The organism is Nonomuraea sp. B208, from assembly GCF_057536035.1.
The window spans coordinates 932,515-950,649 of record NZ_BAAJOU010000010.1; the positions used below are offsets into that span (position 1 = coordinate 932,515).

The following is an 18,135-nucleotide window of genomic DNA, read 5'->3' on the forward strand; positions in this document are numbered from 1 at the left end:
CGCTAGCGGGCGGCCTGCGCCAGCAGGTCCACCGCCTTTCTCAGGTGGCCCGCGGCCAGCTCGTGGTCCGCGACCGCCTGCAGGTCGGGCCGCCGGCCCCCGTTCTGCGCCAGGTCCCTGGCCACCGAGACGACGGCGTCGGACTGGGCGAAGGCGGCCGTGCGGGAGCGTTCGAGCAGCGTGGCGGCCGTGCCCACGGCGGCGAGGACCGCGCGGGCGTCGCGGGCCGAGCCGTCCGCGTTCCAGTTCCGGCCGGCGAGAGCCGGCGTCAGCGCCGCCGCGGCGGCCCTGGCCGGGCCGTCGCCCGTGGCGAGCCGGTCGCGCGCCGCCTTGAGCCGGTCGCGGGCCGGGTCGGTGCGCAGGCCCCACCCGTACGGGAAGAGCGGGTCATAGGCGGCGTCGCCCACGTTGATCGGGATCTGCGCCGCCGTACGGAACCAGGTGAACGGCAGCCGCCCGGTGTACGGCACGGCCCCGAACAGCGGATCGGCCACGCCGTCACCCTCGGTGCCCGGCAGCCAGGCGGCCACCACGGCCTCCACGCCCGACAGGTCGCCCAGCAGCATCGGGCGGCCGGAGACGACGACCACGACGCACTTCATGGCCCCGCACACCCGGTCCACCGCCGCCCGGTCGGCGGCCGACAGCTCCAGCGTGCGGCCCTGGCGGCCGACGTCGCCGAAGCCCTCCGCGTACGGGGTCTCGCCCACGACCACCACGCCCACGTCGTGCCCGGCCAGCCCGGCCGAGGCGTCGGGCGAATAGGTCACGGAGGCGGCGCGGCCCCGGATCGCCTGAAGGATCGTCGTGCCGGGCGTGATCGGCCCGGACGAGCCCTGCCAGCTGATCGTCCAGCCGCCGCTCTGGTTGCCGATGTCGTCGGCGTTCGAGCCGGCCACGTACACCTTGGACGCGCGGCTCAGCGGCAGCAGACGACCGTCGTTCTTCAGCAGGACCTGGGACTTCGCGGCGGCCGTGCGGGCGACCGCGCGGTGCGCCGCGGAGCCGACGTCGCCGAGGTGGGTGCGGTCGGCGTACGGGCGCTCGAACAGGCCCAGGCGGAACTTCTGGGTCAGGATGCGGGCGACGGCGTCGTCCACCCGCGACATCGGCACCCGTCCGGCCTCGACCTCGGCCTTGAGGGTGGCGGTGAAGTCCGGGTAGGCGTACGGCACCATGACCATGTCGATGCCGGCGTTGATCGAGGTGCGCACGTCGCTCGCGTAGTCGCCGGGGATCTGGTCGATGGCCTGCCAGTCGGTGATCACGAAGCCCTTGAAGCCGAGCCGGCCCTTGAGCGTGTCGGTGAGCAGTTCCCGGTGGGCGTGCATCTTCACCGGCCCGGCGCCGAGGTCCACGCTGGAGAACGACGGCATGACGGTGGCGACCCCTCGCCGGACCGCCTCGGCGAACGGCGCCAGGTGGATCTCCTCCAGCTCCTTCCTGCTGACCCTGGTGACGCCCTGGTCGATGGTGTAGTCGCCGGTCGTGGAGGAGCCGTACCCGGTGCCGCCGTCGCCGGCGTAGTGCTTGGCGGTGGCCAGCACGCCGTTGTCCTGGAGGCCGTCGATGACTGTGGCCATCCGGCTGACCAGGGCGGGGTCCTCGCTGAACGACTCGTACGCGCGGCCCCAGCGGTCGTCGCGCGACACGCACAGGCACGGCGCGAAGTTCCACGGGACGCCGGTGGCCTTGACCTCGCGGGCGGTGACCTCGCCCGCCTTCTCGACCAGGCCGGGGTCGCGGGCGGCGCCCAGGCCGACGTTGTGCGGGAAGATCGTGGCGCCGACCACGTTGTTGTGGCCGTGCACGGCGTCCACGCCGTAGACGAGCGGCACCTGCAGCCGGGTGCGCCGGGTCTGGAGCTGGAAGGCGTCCACCATGTCGGCCCACGCGCGCGGCGTGTTGGGATTGGGGGTGGAGCCGCCGCCGGACAGCAGTGAGCCGAGGTGGTAGGCGGCGATGTCGCTCTGCCTGGCCAGCGCCATGCGCTCGGCCTGCGTCATCTGGCCGATCTTCTCCTCCGGCGTCATCCGGCCGAGCAGGTCGGCGACGCGCTCGCGTACGGGCCTGCGCGCGTCCAGGTACGGCAGGCCGTGCGCGTCGATCACGATGACCGGGGCCTCGGCGGGCGGCCGGACGCCCGTGCCGGACAGCTCGACCGGGATGGTCTCGGCCACCTCGTTCGCGCCGTCCTTGAGGATCTTGACGGTGAACGAACGGGACGACCCGGACGCCGTGCCGGCCGGGAAGGTCAGGGTGCCCTCGGCGGGGGTGTAGTCCGCGCCTGGGGTGGCGGTGCCGGAGCCGGTCCGGTAGGCGACGGTGAGCGCGTCCGCCAGCGGCGCGCCCGTGGCGGTGGTGACCGTGACGCTCACCTTGGCCTCGGACCGCTCGCCCACCGGGTAGACCGGCCGGTCGGTGCTGAGGCGGGCGGGACGCGGGGGAGCGGTGCCGTACAGCTCGACCTGGTCCCACTCCAGGGAGCCGGAGGCGGTGGGCAGGCGCATCCCGTAGCCCCACATGGCGATCAGGTCCAGCTCGCCGTCCGCGGGCGCGCCGCCCGGCTGGTAGTCGGCGCGGCGGGTGAAGTCCGCGAACGGCACCTTGACCTGCCGCCAGCCGGCCGCGTCGTCGGTGAAGGAGGACTCGAACAGCTCGGCCGCGCCGGGGCCGGAGCCGCCGTCCTTGATCTCGAAGAAGATGCGGCGGCCGGAGCCCTCGCCGTTCACCCAGAAGGAGAAGCCCTCATACAGGGACCAGTCCTGGCCGGCCGTCAGGTCCTGGGACCAGCCGCCCCACTGGCTGATGGCGTAGCCGCTCCTCAGCACCCGGTTCCCGCCCGGGGCGCCGGGGCGGGCGGCGCCCGGCTCGATCGTGAGCGTGGGGGTGGAGGCGGCGTCGTTGCCCCAGGCGGACACGCCGGCGGGGACGGCGTCGGACTCGAAGTCGGCGAGGACCGGCAGGTCGGCGGCGGCCCGCGCGGGTGCGGACGGCGCGGCGAGAAGCGGGACCAGCAAGGCCAGGGCTGTCGCCCATAAGGGGGGTCTGCTGCGGAACACGGGGATACCTCCCGATTCGGAGAGCGCTCTCTCCCTGTGTGATCGGTGGCCGCCCGGGTTTCATAACAGGCCGAGTCAGGACAGAGTGAGGATCTTCCACCCGTGCGCGGGGACGAGACACGGATCGCCGCCCGGCGCGGACGCCTCCGCGACGGCGAGTCCCGTCTCGTCCAGCGGGAAGCGGTAGGGCTCGTCGCCCACGTTGAGCAGGGTCAGGACGCGGCCGGGGCCCGCCGCCTCCAGCGCGACGGCGGTGTTGGTGAGATGAGGCAGGCTCGTACGGGCCCGCGCCAGCCACGGATGGCGGCGGCGCAACCCGATCAGCCGCTGGTGCAGCCGGTAGACCGGCCACCCCGCCGGGTCCAGCTCCTCCGGCCGCCCGGGGAAGGCGGGCCGGACCGTGTCGTCGCCGCCGGGCCGGTCCTCCTTCACCCCGCGAAAGCCCTGCTCGTCGCCGTAATAGATGCTCGGCAGCCCGGCCACCGTGAACAGCACGGCCAGCGCGTGGCCGAGGTGCCGCTCGTCGTCGAGGCGGCTGGCGAGCCTGGTCACGTCGTGGTTGCCGGCGAACGTCAGCGGCGTGAACGTGTCCAGCAGCTCGTCGTGCCGCTTCAGCGCCCAGGCCAGCTCGAAGAAGTTGCCGTCGTTGAGCGAGCTCCAGAGGGCCTTCCACAGCTCGTACTGGGTGACCGAGTCGAGGCCGCTCTCGGCCACGTAGGCGGCGTAGTCGCCGTGGATCACCTCGCCGCCGAACCACGCCTCGGGGTGGCGCGGGCGGACCCGCGCGAGCGCCCGCCGCCAGAACGCGGCCGGCATCGCGTACGCGGCGTCCAGCCGCCAGCCGGACGCGCCGCGCGCCAGCCAGTGGTCGAGGACGCCGACGACGTGGTCAAGCACGTCGGGATGCTCGTGGTTGAGCGTCACCAGGCCGTGGTGACCCTCGAACGTGCGGTGTCCCTCCCCCTCGGGGACGAACCAGTGGGCGTGGGCCGGATCGCCGAACAGCGGATGGCCGCGCCCCACGTGGTTGAACACGCCGTCGAGGACGACCCGCAGGCCGCGGGCGTCCGCGGCGGCCACCAGGCGGTCGAAGTCGGCGTCGTCGCCGAGGCGGGGATCGATGCGGAAGTGGTCGATCGTGTCATAGCCGTGGGTCTCGGAGGCGAAGATCGGGCCGAGCTGCAGGCCCGAGCAGCCGAGCTCCACGGCGTAGTCCAGCCAGCCCTCCAGGGCGCGCAGGCGGTGGCGCGTGGGGGCGCCGGGTGGCAGGGCCACGGCCTCGGCGGCGGTGAAGCCGAGAGGGTAGACGTGCCACCAGATCGCATGCTCTTTCCACGACGTCACCCCAGTGAGCCTAACTCCGCGCCCCCGGCCCGCGAGACGTCGCGGCGGGCCGGGGGACCGGCGGGGCTACTCGTCCTCCGCCCTCGCGTCGGACGGCGGGAGCGCGGGGCCGGAGGCGAGGGCGCCGCCGACGGCGCCGATGGTGTGGGTGAGGCGGACGCCGGAGCCGTCGCGCCGCCCCAGCTCATCCGGCAGCGGCACCGGCTTGCCCACGGACGAGACCGCCTTGGCCGGCGAGGGCCCGGCCCAGGCCAGCAGCAGCTCGTCCTCGCCCTTGAGGAAACGCTGCGCGCGTACGCCGCCGGTGGCCCGCCCCTTGGCGGGGAACTCCGCGTAGTCGGACATCTTGCCGCCGCCGACCTGCGTGCCGGGCAGCGCCGTGGACGAGCCGGCCACGGTGACCACCACGGCGGGCCGTTCGGGATCGACCGCCCCGAACCAGATCACCCGGGACCCGCCGTCGAGCCGGATGCCCGCCATGCCGCCGGCCGGGCGGCCCTGCGGGCGTACGAGGGAGGCCGGGTAGCGCAGCAGTTGCGCGTCGGAGGAGATGAACACGAGGTCGTGCGACTCCGACTCCAGCTCGACCGCGCCCACCACGGTGTCGCCGTCCTTGAGGGTGATCACCTCGAAGTCGTCGCGGTTGGCCGGGTAGTCGGGCACCACCCGTTTGACCACGCCCTGCTGCGTGCCGAGGGCCAGGCCGGGCCCGTCGGGGTCGAGCGAGCCGAGCCCGACCACCCGCTCGTCGGGCTGCAGGGAGACGTATTCGGAGACCGGGTGGCCGCCCGACAGCGACGGCGGGGCGCCCGTGGCCGGCAGCGTCGGCAGGTCCACGACCTGCACCCGGATCAGCCGGCCGAGCGAGGTGACCACGCCGACCTCCCCGCGTACGGAGGTGCGCACCGCCGAGACCAGCACGTCGTGCGCGGACCGCTCGCCCTCGCCGGGCAGCGGCGTGGCGTCGGCGGTGCGGGCCAGCAGGCCGGTGGACGACAGCAGCGCGAGGCACGGGTCGTCGGCGACCTGCAGCTCGACGACCGCGGTGCGGCTGACGCCGGCGGCGTCCAGCAGGACGGTGCGGCGCGGCGTGCCGTATTTCTTGGCGACGTCGGCCAGCTCGCCGGAGACGACCTGGCGCAGCTTGGTCTCCGAGGACAGGATCTCGGTCAGCTTGGCGATCTCGCCGGTCAGCGTCTCCTTCTCGGCGTCGAGCTCCAGCTTGTCGTAGCGGGTCAGGCGGCGCAGCGGCGTGTCGAGGATGTAGGCGGCCTGGATCTCGGTGAGGTCGAAGACCTCCATGAGGCGGGTGCGCGCCTGCGCGGAGTCGTCGGAGGAGCGGATGACCTGGATGACCTCGTCGATGTTGAGCAGCGCGACGATGAGGCCGTCGACCAGGTGCAGGCGCTCCTCGCGCTTGCGGCGCCGGAACTCCGAGCGGCGGCGTACGACCTCGACGCGGTGGTCGACGTAGACCTGCAGCAGCTCGCGCAGGCCCAGCGTGCGCGGCTCGCCGTCGACGAGCGCCACGTTGTTGATGCCGAACGACTCCTCCATCGGCGTCAGCCGGTAGAGCTCCTCCAGGACGGCCTCGGGGATGAAGCCGTTCTTGATCTCGATGACCAGGCGCAGGCCCTTGTGCCGGTCGGTGAGGTCCTTGAGGTCGGCGATGCCCTGGAGCTTCTTGCTGGTCACCAGCTCCTTGATCTTGGTGACGACGCGCTCGGGGCCCACGTTGTAGGGCAGCTCGGTGACGATGATGCCCTTGCGCCGGGGCGTGATCTGCTCGATCGTGCACTTGGCCCGCATGCGGAAGGTGCCGCGCCCGCTCTCGTAGGCGTCGCGCACGCCCTGCAGCCCGATGATCGTGCCGCCGGTCGGCAGGTCGGGGCCGGGCACGAACTCCATCAGGTCGTCGAGCGTGGCGTCCGGCTTCTTGATCAGGTGGCGGGCCGCGGCGACGATCTCGACGAGGTTGTGCGGCGCCATGTTGGTGGCCATGCCGACCGCGATGCCGCTGGTGCCGTTGACCAGGAGGTTGGGGAAGGCCGACGGCATGACGACCGGCTCGGTCTCCTGGCCGTCGTAGTTGGGCTTGAAGTCGACGGTGTCCTCGTCGATGGACTCGACCATGAGCATCGCCGCCGGGGCCAGCCTGGCCTCGGTGTAACGCATGGCGGCCGGCAGGTCGTCGGGGGAGCCGAAGTTGCCGTGGCCGTCCACGAGCGGCAGGCGCATGGAGAAGGGCTGCGCCAGGCGGACGAGGGCGTCGTAGATCGCCGAGTCGCCGTGGGGGTGCAGCTTGCCCATGACGTCGCCGACCACGCGCGAGGACTTGACGTGGCCGCGGTCGGGGCGCAGGCCCATCTCGGCCATCGAGTAGAGGATGCGCCGCTGCACGGGTTTGAGGCCGTCACGCGCGTCGGGCAACGCCCGCTGGTAGATCACCGAGTAGGCGTACTCCAGAAAGCTCGTGCGCATCTCGGAGGAGACGTCGATGTCGACGATGCGCTCCTCGAAGTCCTCTGGCGGGGGTGCTGTCGTGCGTCGGGCCATGTCGAACATTGTGCCGAAGGTATTCGGGTGCCCGCGACCGGCTCGCGGAACGAGCGCCCTTGACCAAGCAAGCGCTTGGGTCGTACGTTCGGGGCACCGGTTCCCCTGACCCCGGAGACGTCATGATCGAGTTCCGTCCCGTGACCAAGCACATCGGCGCCGAGGTGACCGGGGTCGATCTGCGCAAGCCGCTGTCGCAGGAAGAGGTCGCGACCCTGCGCGAGGGCTGGCTCAAGCACCTCGTGCTGTTCTTCCGCGACCAGCACATCGACGACGAGCAGCACCTGCAGTTCGCCCTGAACTTCGGCACGCTCAACCACCCCGCGTTCAAGAAGGACGCCGGCAGCCCCATCCACGTGCTCGACCAGACCTCGCCCAAGGGCGAGGGCGGCGACGAGTGGCACAGCGACAACACCTTCGAGCCCACCCCGCCGATGGGCTCCCTGCTGCGCTGCGTCCAGCTCCCCAGCGTGGGCGGCGACACCTGCTGGGCCAACACCTACCTCGCCTACGACTCGCTCTCCAAGCCGCTCCAGCGCCTGTGCGACGAGCTGACCGCCGTGCACGACATCACGATGTCGATGAAGAAGGCCATCTCCAAGGGGCACCCGTTCGACCTGGCCGAGATCCAGGCCAAGTGGCCGCCCATCGAGCGGCCGGTGGTGCGGGTGCACGCCGAGACCGGCAGGAAGGCGCTGTTCGTCAACCGCGCGTCCACGACCCGCCTGGTCGGGCTCACCGACCGCGAGAACGAGGCGCTGCTGCCGATGCTGATCGACCACATCCGCTCGCCCGAGTTCCAGTGCCGCCTGCAGTGGCGTCCCGGCACCCTCGCCTTCTGGGACAACCGCCCCACCCAGCACTACGCGGTCGCCGACTACACCGAACGCCGCCGCATGCACCGCGTCACCATCAACGCCTTCCCGGAGCACGCCGACCGGTAGTCGGCGGTCACGTTCCGGCGTGGAGGCGCGAAACGTCGGAGGGAGCTGGTAACAAGGAGGGCATGATTGATGCCCCCGACGCCGAGGTGTTGCGCGAAGAGGCCGAGGAGCGCCTGCGGGCGCTGGCCGGCGAGCACGCCGTGCTCCGTGACGACCAGTGGGCCGCCATCGAGGCGCTGGTCGTCGACCGGCGGCGGGTGCTCGTGGTGCAGCGCACCGGCTGGGGCAAGTCGGCCGTCTACTTCGTCGCCACCGCGCTGCTGCGCGAGCTGGGCGAGGGGCCGACGGTCATCGTCTCGCCGCTGCTCGCGCTCATGCGCAACCAGATCGCCGCCGCCGAGCGCGCCGGCATCAGGGCCGTCACCATCAACTCCGCCAACCCGGAGGACTGGGAGGAGATCTACTCCCAGGTCGCCGACGGCCTGGTCGACGTGCTGCTGGTCAGCCCCGAGCGGCTCAACAACCCCGACTTCCGCGACAACGTGCTGCCCGAGCTGGCCGAGAGCGCCGGGCTGGTCGTGGTGGACGAGGCCCACTGCATCTCCGACTGGGGGCACGACTTCCGGCCCGACTACCGCAGGCTGGCCCGGCTGTTCGAGGAGCTGCCGCCCGGCATCCCCGTCCTCGCGACCACCGCCACGGCCAACGCCCGCGTCACCCGCGACGTCGCCGAGCAGATGGGCGAGGACACGCTGGTGCTGCGCGGCCCGCTGGAGCGCGAGAGCCTGCACCTGTCCGTGGTCCGCCTGCCCACCGCCGAGCAGCGCCTGGCCTGGCTCGCCCAGACGCTGCACGAGCTGCCGGGCTCCGGCATCGTCTACACCCTGACGGTGGCCGCCGCCCACGAGGTGGCCGGCTACCTGCGCGAGCAGGGCCACGAGGTGGCCGCCTACTCGGGCCAGACCGATCCGGCCGAGCGGCTCGCGGCCGAGGAGGCGCTGCTCGCCAACAAGATCAAGGCGCTGGTGGCGACGAGCGCGCTCGGCATGGGGTTCGACAAGCCCGACCTGGGCTTCGTCGTGCACGTGGGCGCTCCGCAGTCGCCGGTCGCCTACTACCAGCAGGTCGGCAGGGCCGGGCGCGGCGTCGAGCGGGCCGAGGTCATCCTGCTCCCCGGCGCCGAGGACCGCGACATCTGGGCCTACTTCGCCTCGCTGGCCTTCCCGCCCGAGCCCGTCGTCCGCGCCACCCTGGCGGCGCTGGAGGAGCGCGGCGTCATGTCCACCCCGGCCCTGGAGACCGCCGTCGACCTCAGCCGGAGCCGGCTGGAGATGATGCTCAAGGTGCTCGACGTCGACGGCGCCGTCCGCCGGGTCAAGGGCGGCTGGGAGGCGACCGGCGAGGAGTGGTCGTACGACACCGAGCGCTACACCCGCATCGCCGCCGAGCGCCGCGCCGAGCAGGAGGCCATGCTCGGCTACCTCACCACCACCGAGTGCCGCGAGCACTACCTCCGCCGGCACCTCGACGACGACGCGGCCCACCCCTGCGGCCGGTGCGACAACTGCACCGGCAGGCACCGCTCGCCCGACATCGCCCCCCAGGCCGTCGAGCAGGCCCGCGAGCGGCTGAGCCGCCCCGGCGTCGAGCTGGAGGCCCGCCGGCAGTGGCCGACCGGCCTGTCCGACCTGTCCGGCCGGATCAAGCCCGAGCTGGGCGCCGAGCCCGGCCGCGCGCTCGGCCGGCTCACCGACATCGGATGGGGCAACCGGCTGCGCGAGCTGTTCCACGGGGGCGACGGCCCGGTGCCGGACGACCTGCTGCGGGCCGTGATCCAGGTGCTGGCCGCCTGGGATTGGCGGGACCGGCCGGTCGCCGTGGTCAATCTGCCGTCGGCGTCGCGGCCGCAGCTCGTACGCTCCTTCGCCGAACGCCTGGCGCAGATCGGCCGGCTGACCTACCTCGGCGAGCTGGGCTACCGGGCGGGCTCGCCGGGGCAGCAGTTCAACAGCGCCAAGCGGGTGCAGGCGATCCGGGCCACGCTCGCCATGCCCAAGGACCTCGCGGGGCGCGTCGCGGAGTGCGGCGGGCCGGTGCTGCTCGTCGACGACCGGGTCGACACCGGCTGGACGATGACGCTCGCCACGGCCCTGGTCCGGCACGCGGGGGCGCCCGCGGTGCTGCCGCTGGCCCTCGCCACGGTCAGCTGACGCCCACCGGCCCCCGGACGGGGGCCGGAAGGGCGGGCGGGCCCGTACGGCTCGGGCTAGAAGGGCGGGCGGGCGCCCAGGTGCATGATGGCCTTGGCGGCCAGGCGGCAGCCCGAGGCCAGTGACTCGGCCGGCGGCTTGCCCTCCAGCCACGGCGGCAGGAACCCGGCGCAGAACGCGTCACCCGCGCCCGTGCCGTCCACGATCTTCTCGACCGGCTCGGCGGCGGCGCGTACGGGGTCGGGGCGGCCGTTGCTGTACCACAGCGCGCCCTCCTTGTTCATCTTGATCACGACCTGCGGGAACCACGCGGTCAGCACCTTGGCCGCCGCCTCGGCGTCGTCGCGGCCGGTCAGCACCTTGGCCTGGTCGATGTTGGCGAACAACAGCTTGGCGCCGTTGGTCCACTCCAGGAACGGCTCGGCCCCGGTGCGCTCCAGCGGCGCCGACGAGGCGCAGTCGACGGAGATCGACATCCCGGAGCGCCTGGCCATGTCGAGCGCGGCGAAGCCAGCCTCGCGCGAGCCCTCGTTCATCAGCGTGTAGCCGGACAGGTGCAGGTGGGCGCCCGAGGTGAACAGGTCGCGCGGCAGGTCCTCGGGGGACAGCGCGGCGTTGGCGCCGGGGTCGGAGAGCATGGTGCGCTCGCCCTTGTGCGTCACCAGCACCACGCAGGTGCCGGTGGGCCGCTCCGGATCCATGACCAGGCGCGCGTCGACGCCGTAGCCCATCAGCTCCATGTCGCGGTTGCGACCGGTGATGTCGGCGCCCCTGCGGCCGATGAAGGCGACCTCGGCGCCCTCGACGGCCAGCCAGGAGGAGATGTTGGCCCCGGACCCGCCGCCGTGCATGGTGACGACCGCCGGGGTGTCGCTCGCTCGGGCGAGCGCATAACGGGCGCGCGCCACCGCGTCGGTCATGAGATCGCCCACCACGACGACCCGCGTCATGATGCCACCACCTTGCTGCCTTCAGAACGACCCTGGCCACGGCAAAACTAACAGCTTCCGGGCCGACCGTGGGGCTGACCGGCGACACGAGGTGGGAGTCGATGCACAAGCGTTGCCCAAAACAGCCTCTGGTCTTGGCATTTGGGATGCGGGTCTACGCTCGTTGCTGTGGAGGCACAGTATCCGGCCCACTGGGAGGCCGACGTCGTCCTGGCGGACGGCGGCACCGCTCACGTACGCCCCATCAGGCCCGCCGACGCGGACCGCCTTCGCTCCTTCTACTCACGCCTGTCCGACGAGTCGATCTACTTCCGGTTCTTCGGACCGCGGCCGCGCCTGTCGGACCGTGACGTGGAGCGCTTCACCAACGTCGACTACGTCGACCGCGTCGCGCTGATCGCCACGATCGGCACCGAGATGGTGGCGGTCATCCGCTACGACAAGACCGGTCCCGGCGAGGCCGAGGTGGCCTTCCTCGTCGAGGACGCCCACCAGGGCCGCGGCGTCGCGTCCGTGCTCCTCGAACACCTGGCGGCGACCGCCCGTGAGCACGGCATCGAGACCTTCGTCGCCGATGTGCTGCCCGCCAACATGCGCATGATGGGCGTGCTGCGCCAGGCGGGCTACACCGCGCAGAGCCGGTTCGCCGACGGCGTCGTCCGCATGACGCTCGACCTGACCCCCACCGAGACCTCCGCCGAGGTGACCACCTCCCGCGAGCACCGCGCCGAGTCCCGTTCCATCGCCCGGCTGCTCACGCCCGGCTCGGTGGCGGTCATCGGCGCCTCCCGCGAGCCGGGCGGGGTAGGCCAGACCGTGCTGCGCAACCTGCTGGCCGCCGACTTCACCGGCCCCGTCTACCCGGTGCACCGCGAGGTGCGGGCGGTGGCGGGCGTACGCGCCTATCCGAGCGTCACCGCGATCGACGGCGACGTCGACCTCGCCGTGGTGGCCGTGCCCGCCGAGAGCGTGCTCGACGTGGTCGAGGAGTGCGCCCAGAAGGGCGTGCACGGGCTGGTCGTGGTGTCGTCGGGGTTCGGCGAGACGGGCGCGGAGGGCCGCGAGCGGCAGGACGAGCTGGCGCGCACCGCCCGCTCGTACGGGCTGCGCGTGGTCGGCCCCAACTGCCTCGGCATCGCCAACACCGACCGTTCCGTACGGCTCAACGCCACGCTCGCCGCCACCGTCCCCGGCCGGGGGAAGGTCGGCTTCTTCAGCCAGTCGGGCGCCCTCGGCACCGCGCTGCTGCAGCGGGTGGCGCAGCGCGGCATGGGCATCTCGTCGTTCGTCTCGGCCGGCAACCGGGCCGACGTGTCCGGCAACGACCTCCTGCAGTACTGGGAGGAGGACGACGCGACCGAGGTGATCCTGCTCTACCTGGAGTCGCTGGGCAACCCGCGCAAGTTCACCCGCCTGGCCCGGCGCATCAGCCGGCGCAAGCCGGTCGTGGTGGTCAAGAGCGGCGGCACGCCCTCGGGGCACTCGGCCGAGGAGCTGGGGCTGCCCGACTCGGCGATCAGCTCGCTGTTCGCCCAGGCGGGCCTGATCCGGGTGGACGACCTCATCCAGCTCTTCGACGTGGGGCAGCTCCTGGCCTACCAGCCGCTGCCCGCCGGGCCCAAGGTCGCGCTGGTCACCAACTCCGACGCGCTCGGCCTGCTCGCCGCCGACGCCTGCCTCGCGGCCGGCCTCGAACCGCGTCCCCCGGTCAACCTGGGGCCCGCGGCGGGAGCCGCCGAGTTCGGCGCGGCGCTGGAGGGGGAGCTCGCCTCCGCCGGCGTGGACGCCGCCGTCGTGATCTACATGCCGCCGCTGCCGGGCGACGCCGAGGCCGTGGCCGCCGAGCTGCTGCGGGTGTCCCAGGGCTCGGGGAAGCCGGTGCTGACGACGTTCGAGGGGCATCTGGGGATGCATCCCGCGCTCCAGGTGACCGAGCCGGGGACCTCGCGGGAGCGGCCGGCGCCGGCGCGGGGGTCCATTCCCTCGTACGCGGCTCCGGAGGAGGCGGTCCGCGCCCTCGCCCAGGCGGCCAGGTACGCGGCCTGGCGCGCCCAGCCCGCCACCCCGCCACCCGCCCTCGACGACCTCGACCCGGCCCGCGCCCGCACCCTGGTCCACAACCTCCTGTCCGTCCCCGAGCCCACGCCCGCGCCCGCCTCGGGGCCAGTCTCCGAGCCCGCGCCCGGGGCCGCGTCCGTTCCCGGGCCCGCTGCGGACATCGCCGGGACGCGGCGCGGGGTGCGTTCGGCGGCGTTCGCCGAGCCGGGGCCGCCGGTCGAGATCGACGCGGCCGAGCTGCTCTCCTGCTACGGCCTGACCGTGTGGCCCGCCGAGATGGTCCGCTCGCCCGAGGAGGCCGTGGCCGCCGCCGAACGCCTCGGCTGGCCGGTGGTGCTCAAGGTGGCCGACCCCGGAGCCTCGCGCCGGGCCGGCACCGTACGCCTCGGCCTGACCGGCCCCGAGATGGTCCGCCACGCCTACGCCGAGTTCGCCGACCAGCTCGGCGAGAAGGTGCTGGCCGTCCAGCGGATGGCGCCGCAGCCCGCGGTCCCCACGGTGGTGGGGGTGGTCGAGGACCCGGCGTTCGGGCCGGTGGTGTCGTTCGGGCTGGGGGAGGTGACCGCGCGGCTCCTGCAGGACCAGGGCTACCGCCTGGCGCCGCTCACGGCGGAGGACGCCGCCGCCCTGGTCCGGTCGGTGCGCGCCGCCCCGCTGCTCTTCGGCCAGTACGGCTACCCGCCCGTCGCCGTCGACGCCCTGGAGGAGCTGCTCGTACGGGTCGGCCGCCTGGCCAACGACCTGCCCGAGGTGGCCCGTCTGGACCTCGACCAGGTGCTCGTCGGCGAGTCGAGCGTGATGATCCTCGGCGCCCGCGCGACCCTGCGCACGCCGGCGGGGCCACGGCTCGACGGGGGCCCGCGCAGGTTGTCGTGACCAGGGCCGTCCAGGGCCGCTATGGACGCGGGCGTCTTCGGCTTGCCGCGAAACAGGTGGCCGGTGTGCCCCTTGCTGCCTGTCCGAAAGACGTTATAGAGCGTTATATCCGGCGGGTGAGTGCACGGCCGACCCCTGGCAGGATGGAGCCATGAGGGAAACCCGAGTCTCAGCCGCGGGCCTGCGTGAAGCGATCGAGCGCAGCGGCTACTATCCCGACCTCGTCACCGATGCGGTCGAATCCGCGCTGGGCAAGGAGGCAGTGACCGCGTTCGTGGTGCACCACGAGGCCACGTTCGATCCTGCGATGGAGGTGCGCAGGCACGTCACGGTCCTGGTGCTGACGGGCACGCGGCTGCTGGTCTGCCACACCGACGAGCACCCGGCGGTCGAGGGCGTCTCGACCTCGCACGCCTCCACCACCACGGAGGCCGTCCGGCTGAGCCGCGTCCAGTCGGTCGCCGTCACCCGCGTCGTCCCCGACCCCGCCTCCTACGTCCCGGGCGTCCCGCCCACCGAGGTCACGCTCACCATCGGCTGGGGGGCCATCTCCCACGTCGATCTCGAACCCGCCACCTGCGGCGACGAGAACTGCGAGGCCGACCACGGCTACACCGGCGCCATCACCGCCGACGACCTGTCCCTCCGGGTCAGCGAGGCGGCCGACGGGCCGGAGGCGGTCACGCACGTCCTGGCCTTCGCCAAGGCCCTGTCCGAGGCCACCGCCCGCGCCGCCGGCGCCTGACCCACCCACCCAGCGACCGAGGCCCGCTCCGCCGTCCGTCGCGACACGCTGGTCGGTCGCGGCCGAGGGCCGGCTCCGCCGCGCGTCGTGAAAGCGGCCAGGGGCGCTCCGCTGCCCGTCGCGACACACCGCCGCGCTCGGTGGCCTGCTATGCCGTGCGCTGTGGAACGCCGCCGCGTCCGATGTCCCGCTACGCCGTGCGCCGCGGAAAGCCGCCGCACGTGGTCCCGGCCTGCCCGTGGCGGGTGCTCCGGCCGTCTCCCCCCGTACGGCTAGGATGTGGGCATGCTGCTGCCAGGCTACGGCGGGGGGTCGCTGGCCGACCTGCCCGGCGCTCTGCTGGCCGCCTTGGGAGTGCCCGAGCCCGCCCGTCATGAGAACGCCGGCCTGACTCTGGCGCCCGCCGACAGCGTCTGCCTGTTCCTCGTCGACGGCCTGGGCGCCGACCTGCTGCGCGCTCACCCCGAGGCCGCCCCGTTCCTGTCCTCCCTGACCGCCCGCACGCTCACGGCCGGGTTCCCCGCCACCACCGTCACGAGCCTGTGCTCGCTCGGCACCGGCATGACCCCAGGCGAGCACGGCATGCTCGGCCTGACCCTCGCCGTCCCCGGCACCGGCCACCTGTTCAACTGCCTGCGCTGGAGCCTTCCCGGCGGCCTGAGCATGGACCCCGAGCAGTGGCAGCCCGCCAAGACCGTCTACCAGCGGGCCGCCGAGGCCGGCGTCCGGCCGAGCTACGTGGCCCCCGCCGAGTTCGAGGGCACCGGCCTGACCAGGGCCGTCTACCGCGGCGTCCGCTACCTCGCGGCCGACACCGTGGACGAGCGGATCGCCCGCGTGCACGAGGCCCTGCGCGAGCCCCACGCCCACGTCACCGTCTACTACGGCGACCTCGACGCCGCCGGCCACATGGTGGGCTGGGGCAGCGACGAATGGCTGCGTCAGCTCGCCGTCGTGGACGACATGGCCGCCCGGCTGGCCGAGGGCCTGCCGCCCGGCTCCGCCCTCTACGTCACCGCCGACCACGGCATGGTCAACGCCACCGAGAAGGTCGACGCCGAGCAGGTCCCCGAGCTGATGGAGGGCGTCGCGCTGCTCGGCGGCGAGGCGCGGGCCAGGCACGTCTACGCCGAGCCGGGCGCCGCCCGCCACGTGCTGGAGGCGTGGGCCGAGACCTTCCACGGCAAGGCGTGGGTGGTCTCGCGCCAGGAGGCGGTGGACTCCGGCTGGTTCGGGCCCCGCGTACGCGAGGAGTGGCTGGGGCGCATCGGCGACGTCGTGGCGGTCCCGCACGACGGCCTGGCCATCGTCGCCCCTTCCCGCCACCCCGTCGAGGCGCTGTTCACCGGCTACCACGGCTCGATGACCGCCGCCGAGCAGAACGTCCCGCTCCTGGAGGTACGCCCGTGACGGGCCCGCTGATCACCGCCGCCGACCTCGCCGCGCTCGGCCCCGACGTGACGCTGCTGGACGTCCGCTGGCGGCTCGGCGGCCCGCCTGGCGTCGAGCTCTACCGCGAGGGCCACCTGCCGGGCGCGGTCTTCTGCGACCTCGACCACGACCTCGCCGCGCCCCCCGGCGGTGGCGGCCGCCACCCGCTGCCCGATGCGGAGGCGTTCCAGGCCGCGATGCGCCGGCTCGGGGTGCGCGACGGGCGGCCGGTCGTCGTCTACGACGACGCCGGCTCCACCTCCGCCGCCCGCGCCTGGTGGGCGCTGCGCTACTTCGGCCACCAGGACGTACGCGTGCTCGACGGCGGCCTGCCCGCCTGGACAGCCGCGGGCCTGCCGCTCACCAAGGAGACCCCCGGCGTCGCCGAGGGCGACTTCACCGCCCGGCCGGGCGGCATGCCGGTCCTGACCGCTGACGAGGCCGGCGCGCTCGCCACGGAAGGCGTGCTGCTCGACGCGAGGGCGGGGGAGCGGTTCCGGGGCGAGGCCGAACCGGTCGATCCGGTGGCCGGGCACATCCCTGGCGCGGTGAGCGCGCCCACCACCGAGAACGTCGGCCCCGACGGCAGGTTCCTCGACCCCGCGGCACTGCGGTCCCGCTTCGCCGCGCTCGGGGCGGGCGAGGGCGTGCCGGCCGGCGCCTACTGCGGCTCCGGTGTGACGGCGGCGCACGAGGTGCTGGCGTTGGAGCTGGCCGGGCTGCCCGCCGCCCTCTACGTCGGCTCCTGGTCCCACTGGGTGACCGACCCCGCCCGCCCGGTCGCGACCGGCGGCTAGCGCCGGGAACCGCGGGCGTTCGCCGCGCGGCGCTAACATCGGACCTCATGATCATCTGGATCAACGGCACCCACGGCGCGGGCAAGACGACGACCAGTACACTCGTGCAGCGGCTGATCCCGGACTCACGGGTGTTCAACGCCGAGAAGGTCGGCGAGGCGCTCATGGACATCACGCCGGGGCTGCCCGCGATGGGAACTTCCAGCACTGGCCACCGAGGCGGCCCGTACGTGGCTGCACGCCGAGGCCGAGGTCGTCGACACCACGCACCTCACGCCCGCCCAGGTCGCCCTGCGGATCGCGGAGGCCGTCAAGGGCTGAGTCAGTAGAGCGGCCGGTCGCCCGCGCCGAAGCAGGTGAACTCGTACACGCCGGTCTTGGCCGCGGCGGCGGCGAGGGCCGCGGCCGGCGGCTGCCCGACCGCGACGAGCTCGTGGAAGGCGGTCATCACCGCCCGCGCCGCCTCGTCCTGCACCGGCACCATCCCGGCGATCACGCACGACGTCCCCTGCGCCAGGAACGTCCCCGGCAGCCCCAGCGGCGCCCCCTCGACCGGCGCGCGCGACATGCCGGAGTTGCACGCCGACAGCACCACCAGCTCCGGCGCCCGATCCAGCGTCAGCAGGTCGTAGGCCATCAGCAGCCCGTCGTCCAGGGTGATGCCGGACATCAGAGGGCTGCGGGCGTGGAAGACGCCGTGCGCGGCCAGGTGCAGCACGTCCACCTCGCCGAGGGCGTCGAGGACGCGGCCGCCGCGCGCGGGGATCTCGGCGGCGACGCGATGGCAGGCCAGGACGTGCGCCACCTCGGCGTGCGCGTGCGTCAGCCCGGGCCCGGCCGCCGCGGCGACCCGGGGCGCGTCCGCGCCGCGCCGGTCGTGCCGCGCCCGTGCCCGCAGCCAGCCGGCGGCGCTGGCCGCCACGCCGACCGGACGTTCGCGCAGGCTGGGCAGCGCGCTCCAGGGCAGCGTGTGCAGGGCTCCGACCGGCACCACCACCAGCGGCCCGCCGCCCAGCTCGGCGTCCAGCGGCCCGAACAGCAGCCGGTCCACCTCCTGCGCCGCGACCTCCAGATCGTTCCCGCGGTCCGGGCCCGCGGATCCGGACCAGTCGCGCCGCTCGCCGTGCCGCCGCAGCGCGTAGCGCAGTCGTACGACCGCCTCCTCCACCGCCCGCACCCCGCCCAGCCAGCGCAGCAGCACCCGCTCCCCGCCGACCAGCAC

General features: G+C 73.7%; 11 protein-coding genes. 6 read left to right on the plus strand and 5 right to left on the minus strand.

The window, feature by feature from the left end; all coding sequences use genetic code 11:
• Positions 1 to 2 precede the first annotated feature (2 nt).
• From AC27IY_RS09675 to AC27IY_RS09685, 3 genes are all read right to left on the minus strand, one after another.
• Entirely contained in the window at positions 3 to 3,020 is a 3,018-nt protein-coding gene (locus AC27IY_RS09675) for a glycoside hydrolase family 3 N-terminal domain-containing protein (RefSeq protein ID WP_487177700.1), read from the minus strand.
• 117 nt (positions 3,021 to 3,137) lie between these two features.
• Positions 3,138 to 4,406, minus strand: coding sequence for an alpha-amylase family protein (locus AC27IY_RS09680; protein ID WP_487177701.1), 1,269 nt, complete (start codon positions 4,404 to 4,406; stop codon positions 3,138 to 3,140).
• A 66-nt stretch (positions 4,407 to 4,472) separates the two neighbouring features.
• Entirely contained in the window at positions 4,473 to 6,971 is a 2,499-nt protein-coding gene (locus AC27IY_RS09685; protein WP_423478513.1) for a DNA gyrase/topoisomerase IV subunit A, read from the minus strand.
• Positions 6,972 to 7,084: 113 nt separating this feature from the next.
• On the opposite strand from AC27IY_RS09685, the gene AC27IY_RS09690 reads away from it, so the two are divergent.
• Together AC27IY_RS09690 and AC27IY_RS09695 are read left to right on the plus strand one after the other, a co-directional pair.
• Positions 7,085 to 7,906, plus strand: a complete 822-nt coding sequence (locus AC27IY_RS09690; RefSeq protein WP_344212697.1) for a TauD/TfdA dioxygenase family protein — start codon at positions 7,085 to 7,087, stop codon at positions 7,904 to 7,906.
• A 62-nt stretch (positions 7,907 to 7,968) separates the two neighbouring features.
• Positions 7,969 to 10,056 carry a RecQ family ATP-dependent DNA helicase gene (locus AC27IY_RS09695; RefSeq protein ID WP_371251940.1) on the plus strand — a complete coding sequence of 696 codons (2,088 nt, stop codon included), beginning with the start codon at positions 7,969 to 7,971 and terminating at the stop codon, positions 10,054 to 10,056.
• Between the two features lie 56 nt (positions 10,057 to 10,112).
• On the opposite strand, the gene AC27IY_RS09700 is transcribed toward AC27IY_RS09695, so the two are convergent.
• Complete coding sequence (locus AC27IY_RS09700; RefSeq protein ID WP_020541969.1) at positions 10,113 to 11,006, minus strand: carbohydrate kinase family protein; 894 nt, start codon at positions 11,004 to 11,006, stop codon at positions 10,113 to 10,115.
• A gap of 168 nt (positions 11,007 to 11,174) precedes the next feature.
• Here AC27IY_RS09700 and AC27IY_RS09705 point away from each other — a divergent pair, with 168 nt between their 5' ends.
• The 4 genes from AC27IY_RS09705 to AC27IY_RS09720 all read left to right on the plus strand — a co-directional run bounded on the left by AC27IY_RS09705 (position 11,175) and on the right by AC27IY_RS09720 (position 16,913).
• Complete coding sequence (locus AC27IY_RS09705) at positions 11,175 to 13,940, plus strand: bifunctional acetate--CoA ligase family protein/GNAT family N-acetyltransferase (RefSeq protein ID WP_487177702.1); 2,766 nt, start codon at positions 11,175 to 11,177, stop codon at positions 13,938 to 13,940.
• A 151-nt stretch (positions 13,941 to 14,091) separates the two neighbouring features.
• Positions 14,092 to 14,685, plus strand: a complete 594-nt coding sequence (locus AC27IY_RS09710) for a DUF5998 family protein (RefSeq protein WP_344212690.1) — start codon at positions 14,092 to 14,094, stop codon at positions 14,683 to 14,685.
• A gap of 285 nt (positions 14,686 to 14,970) precedes the next feature.
• Complete coding sequence (locus tag AC27IY_RS09715) at positions 14,971 to 16,095, plus strand: alkaline phosphatase family protein (RefSeq protein ID WP_344212688.1); 1,125 nt, start codon at positions 14,971 to 14,973, stop codon at positions 16,093 to 16,095.
• Complete coding sequence (locus tag AC27IY_RS09720) at positions 16,092 to 16,913, plus strand: sulfurtransferase (RefSeq protein ID WP_487177703.1); 822 nt, start codon at positions 16,092 to 16,094, stop codon at positions 16,911 to 16,913. Before AC27IY_RS09715 ends, AC27IY_RS09720 begins: the two co-directional genes overlap by 4 nt.
• 322 nt (positions 16,914 to 17,235) lie before the next feature.
• Here AC27IY_RS09720 and AC27IY_RS09725 read toward each other — a convergent pair.
• On the minus strand, positions 17,236 to 18,135 hold a 900-nt coding region (locus tag AC27IY_RS09725), incomplete at its 5' end, for a CHAT domain-containing protein (RefSeq protein ID WP_487177704.1).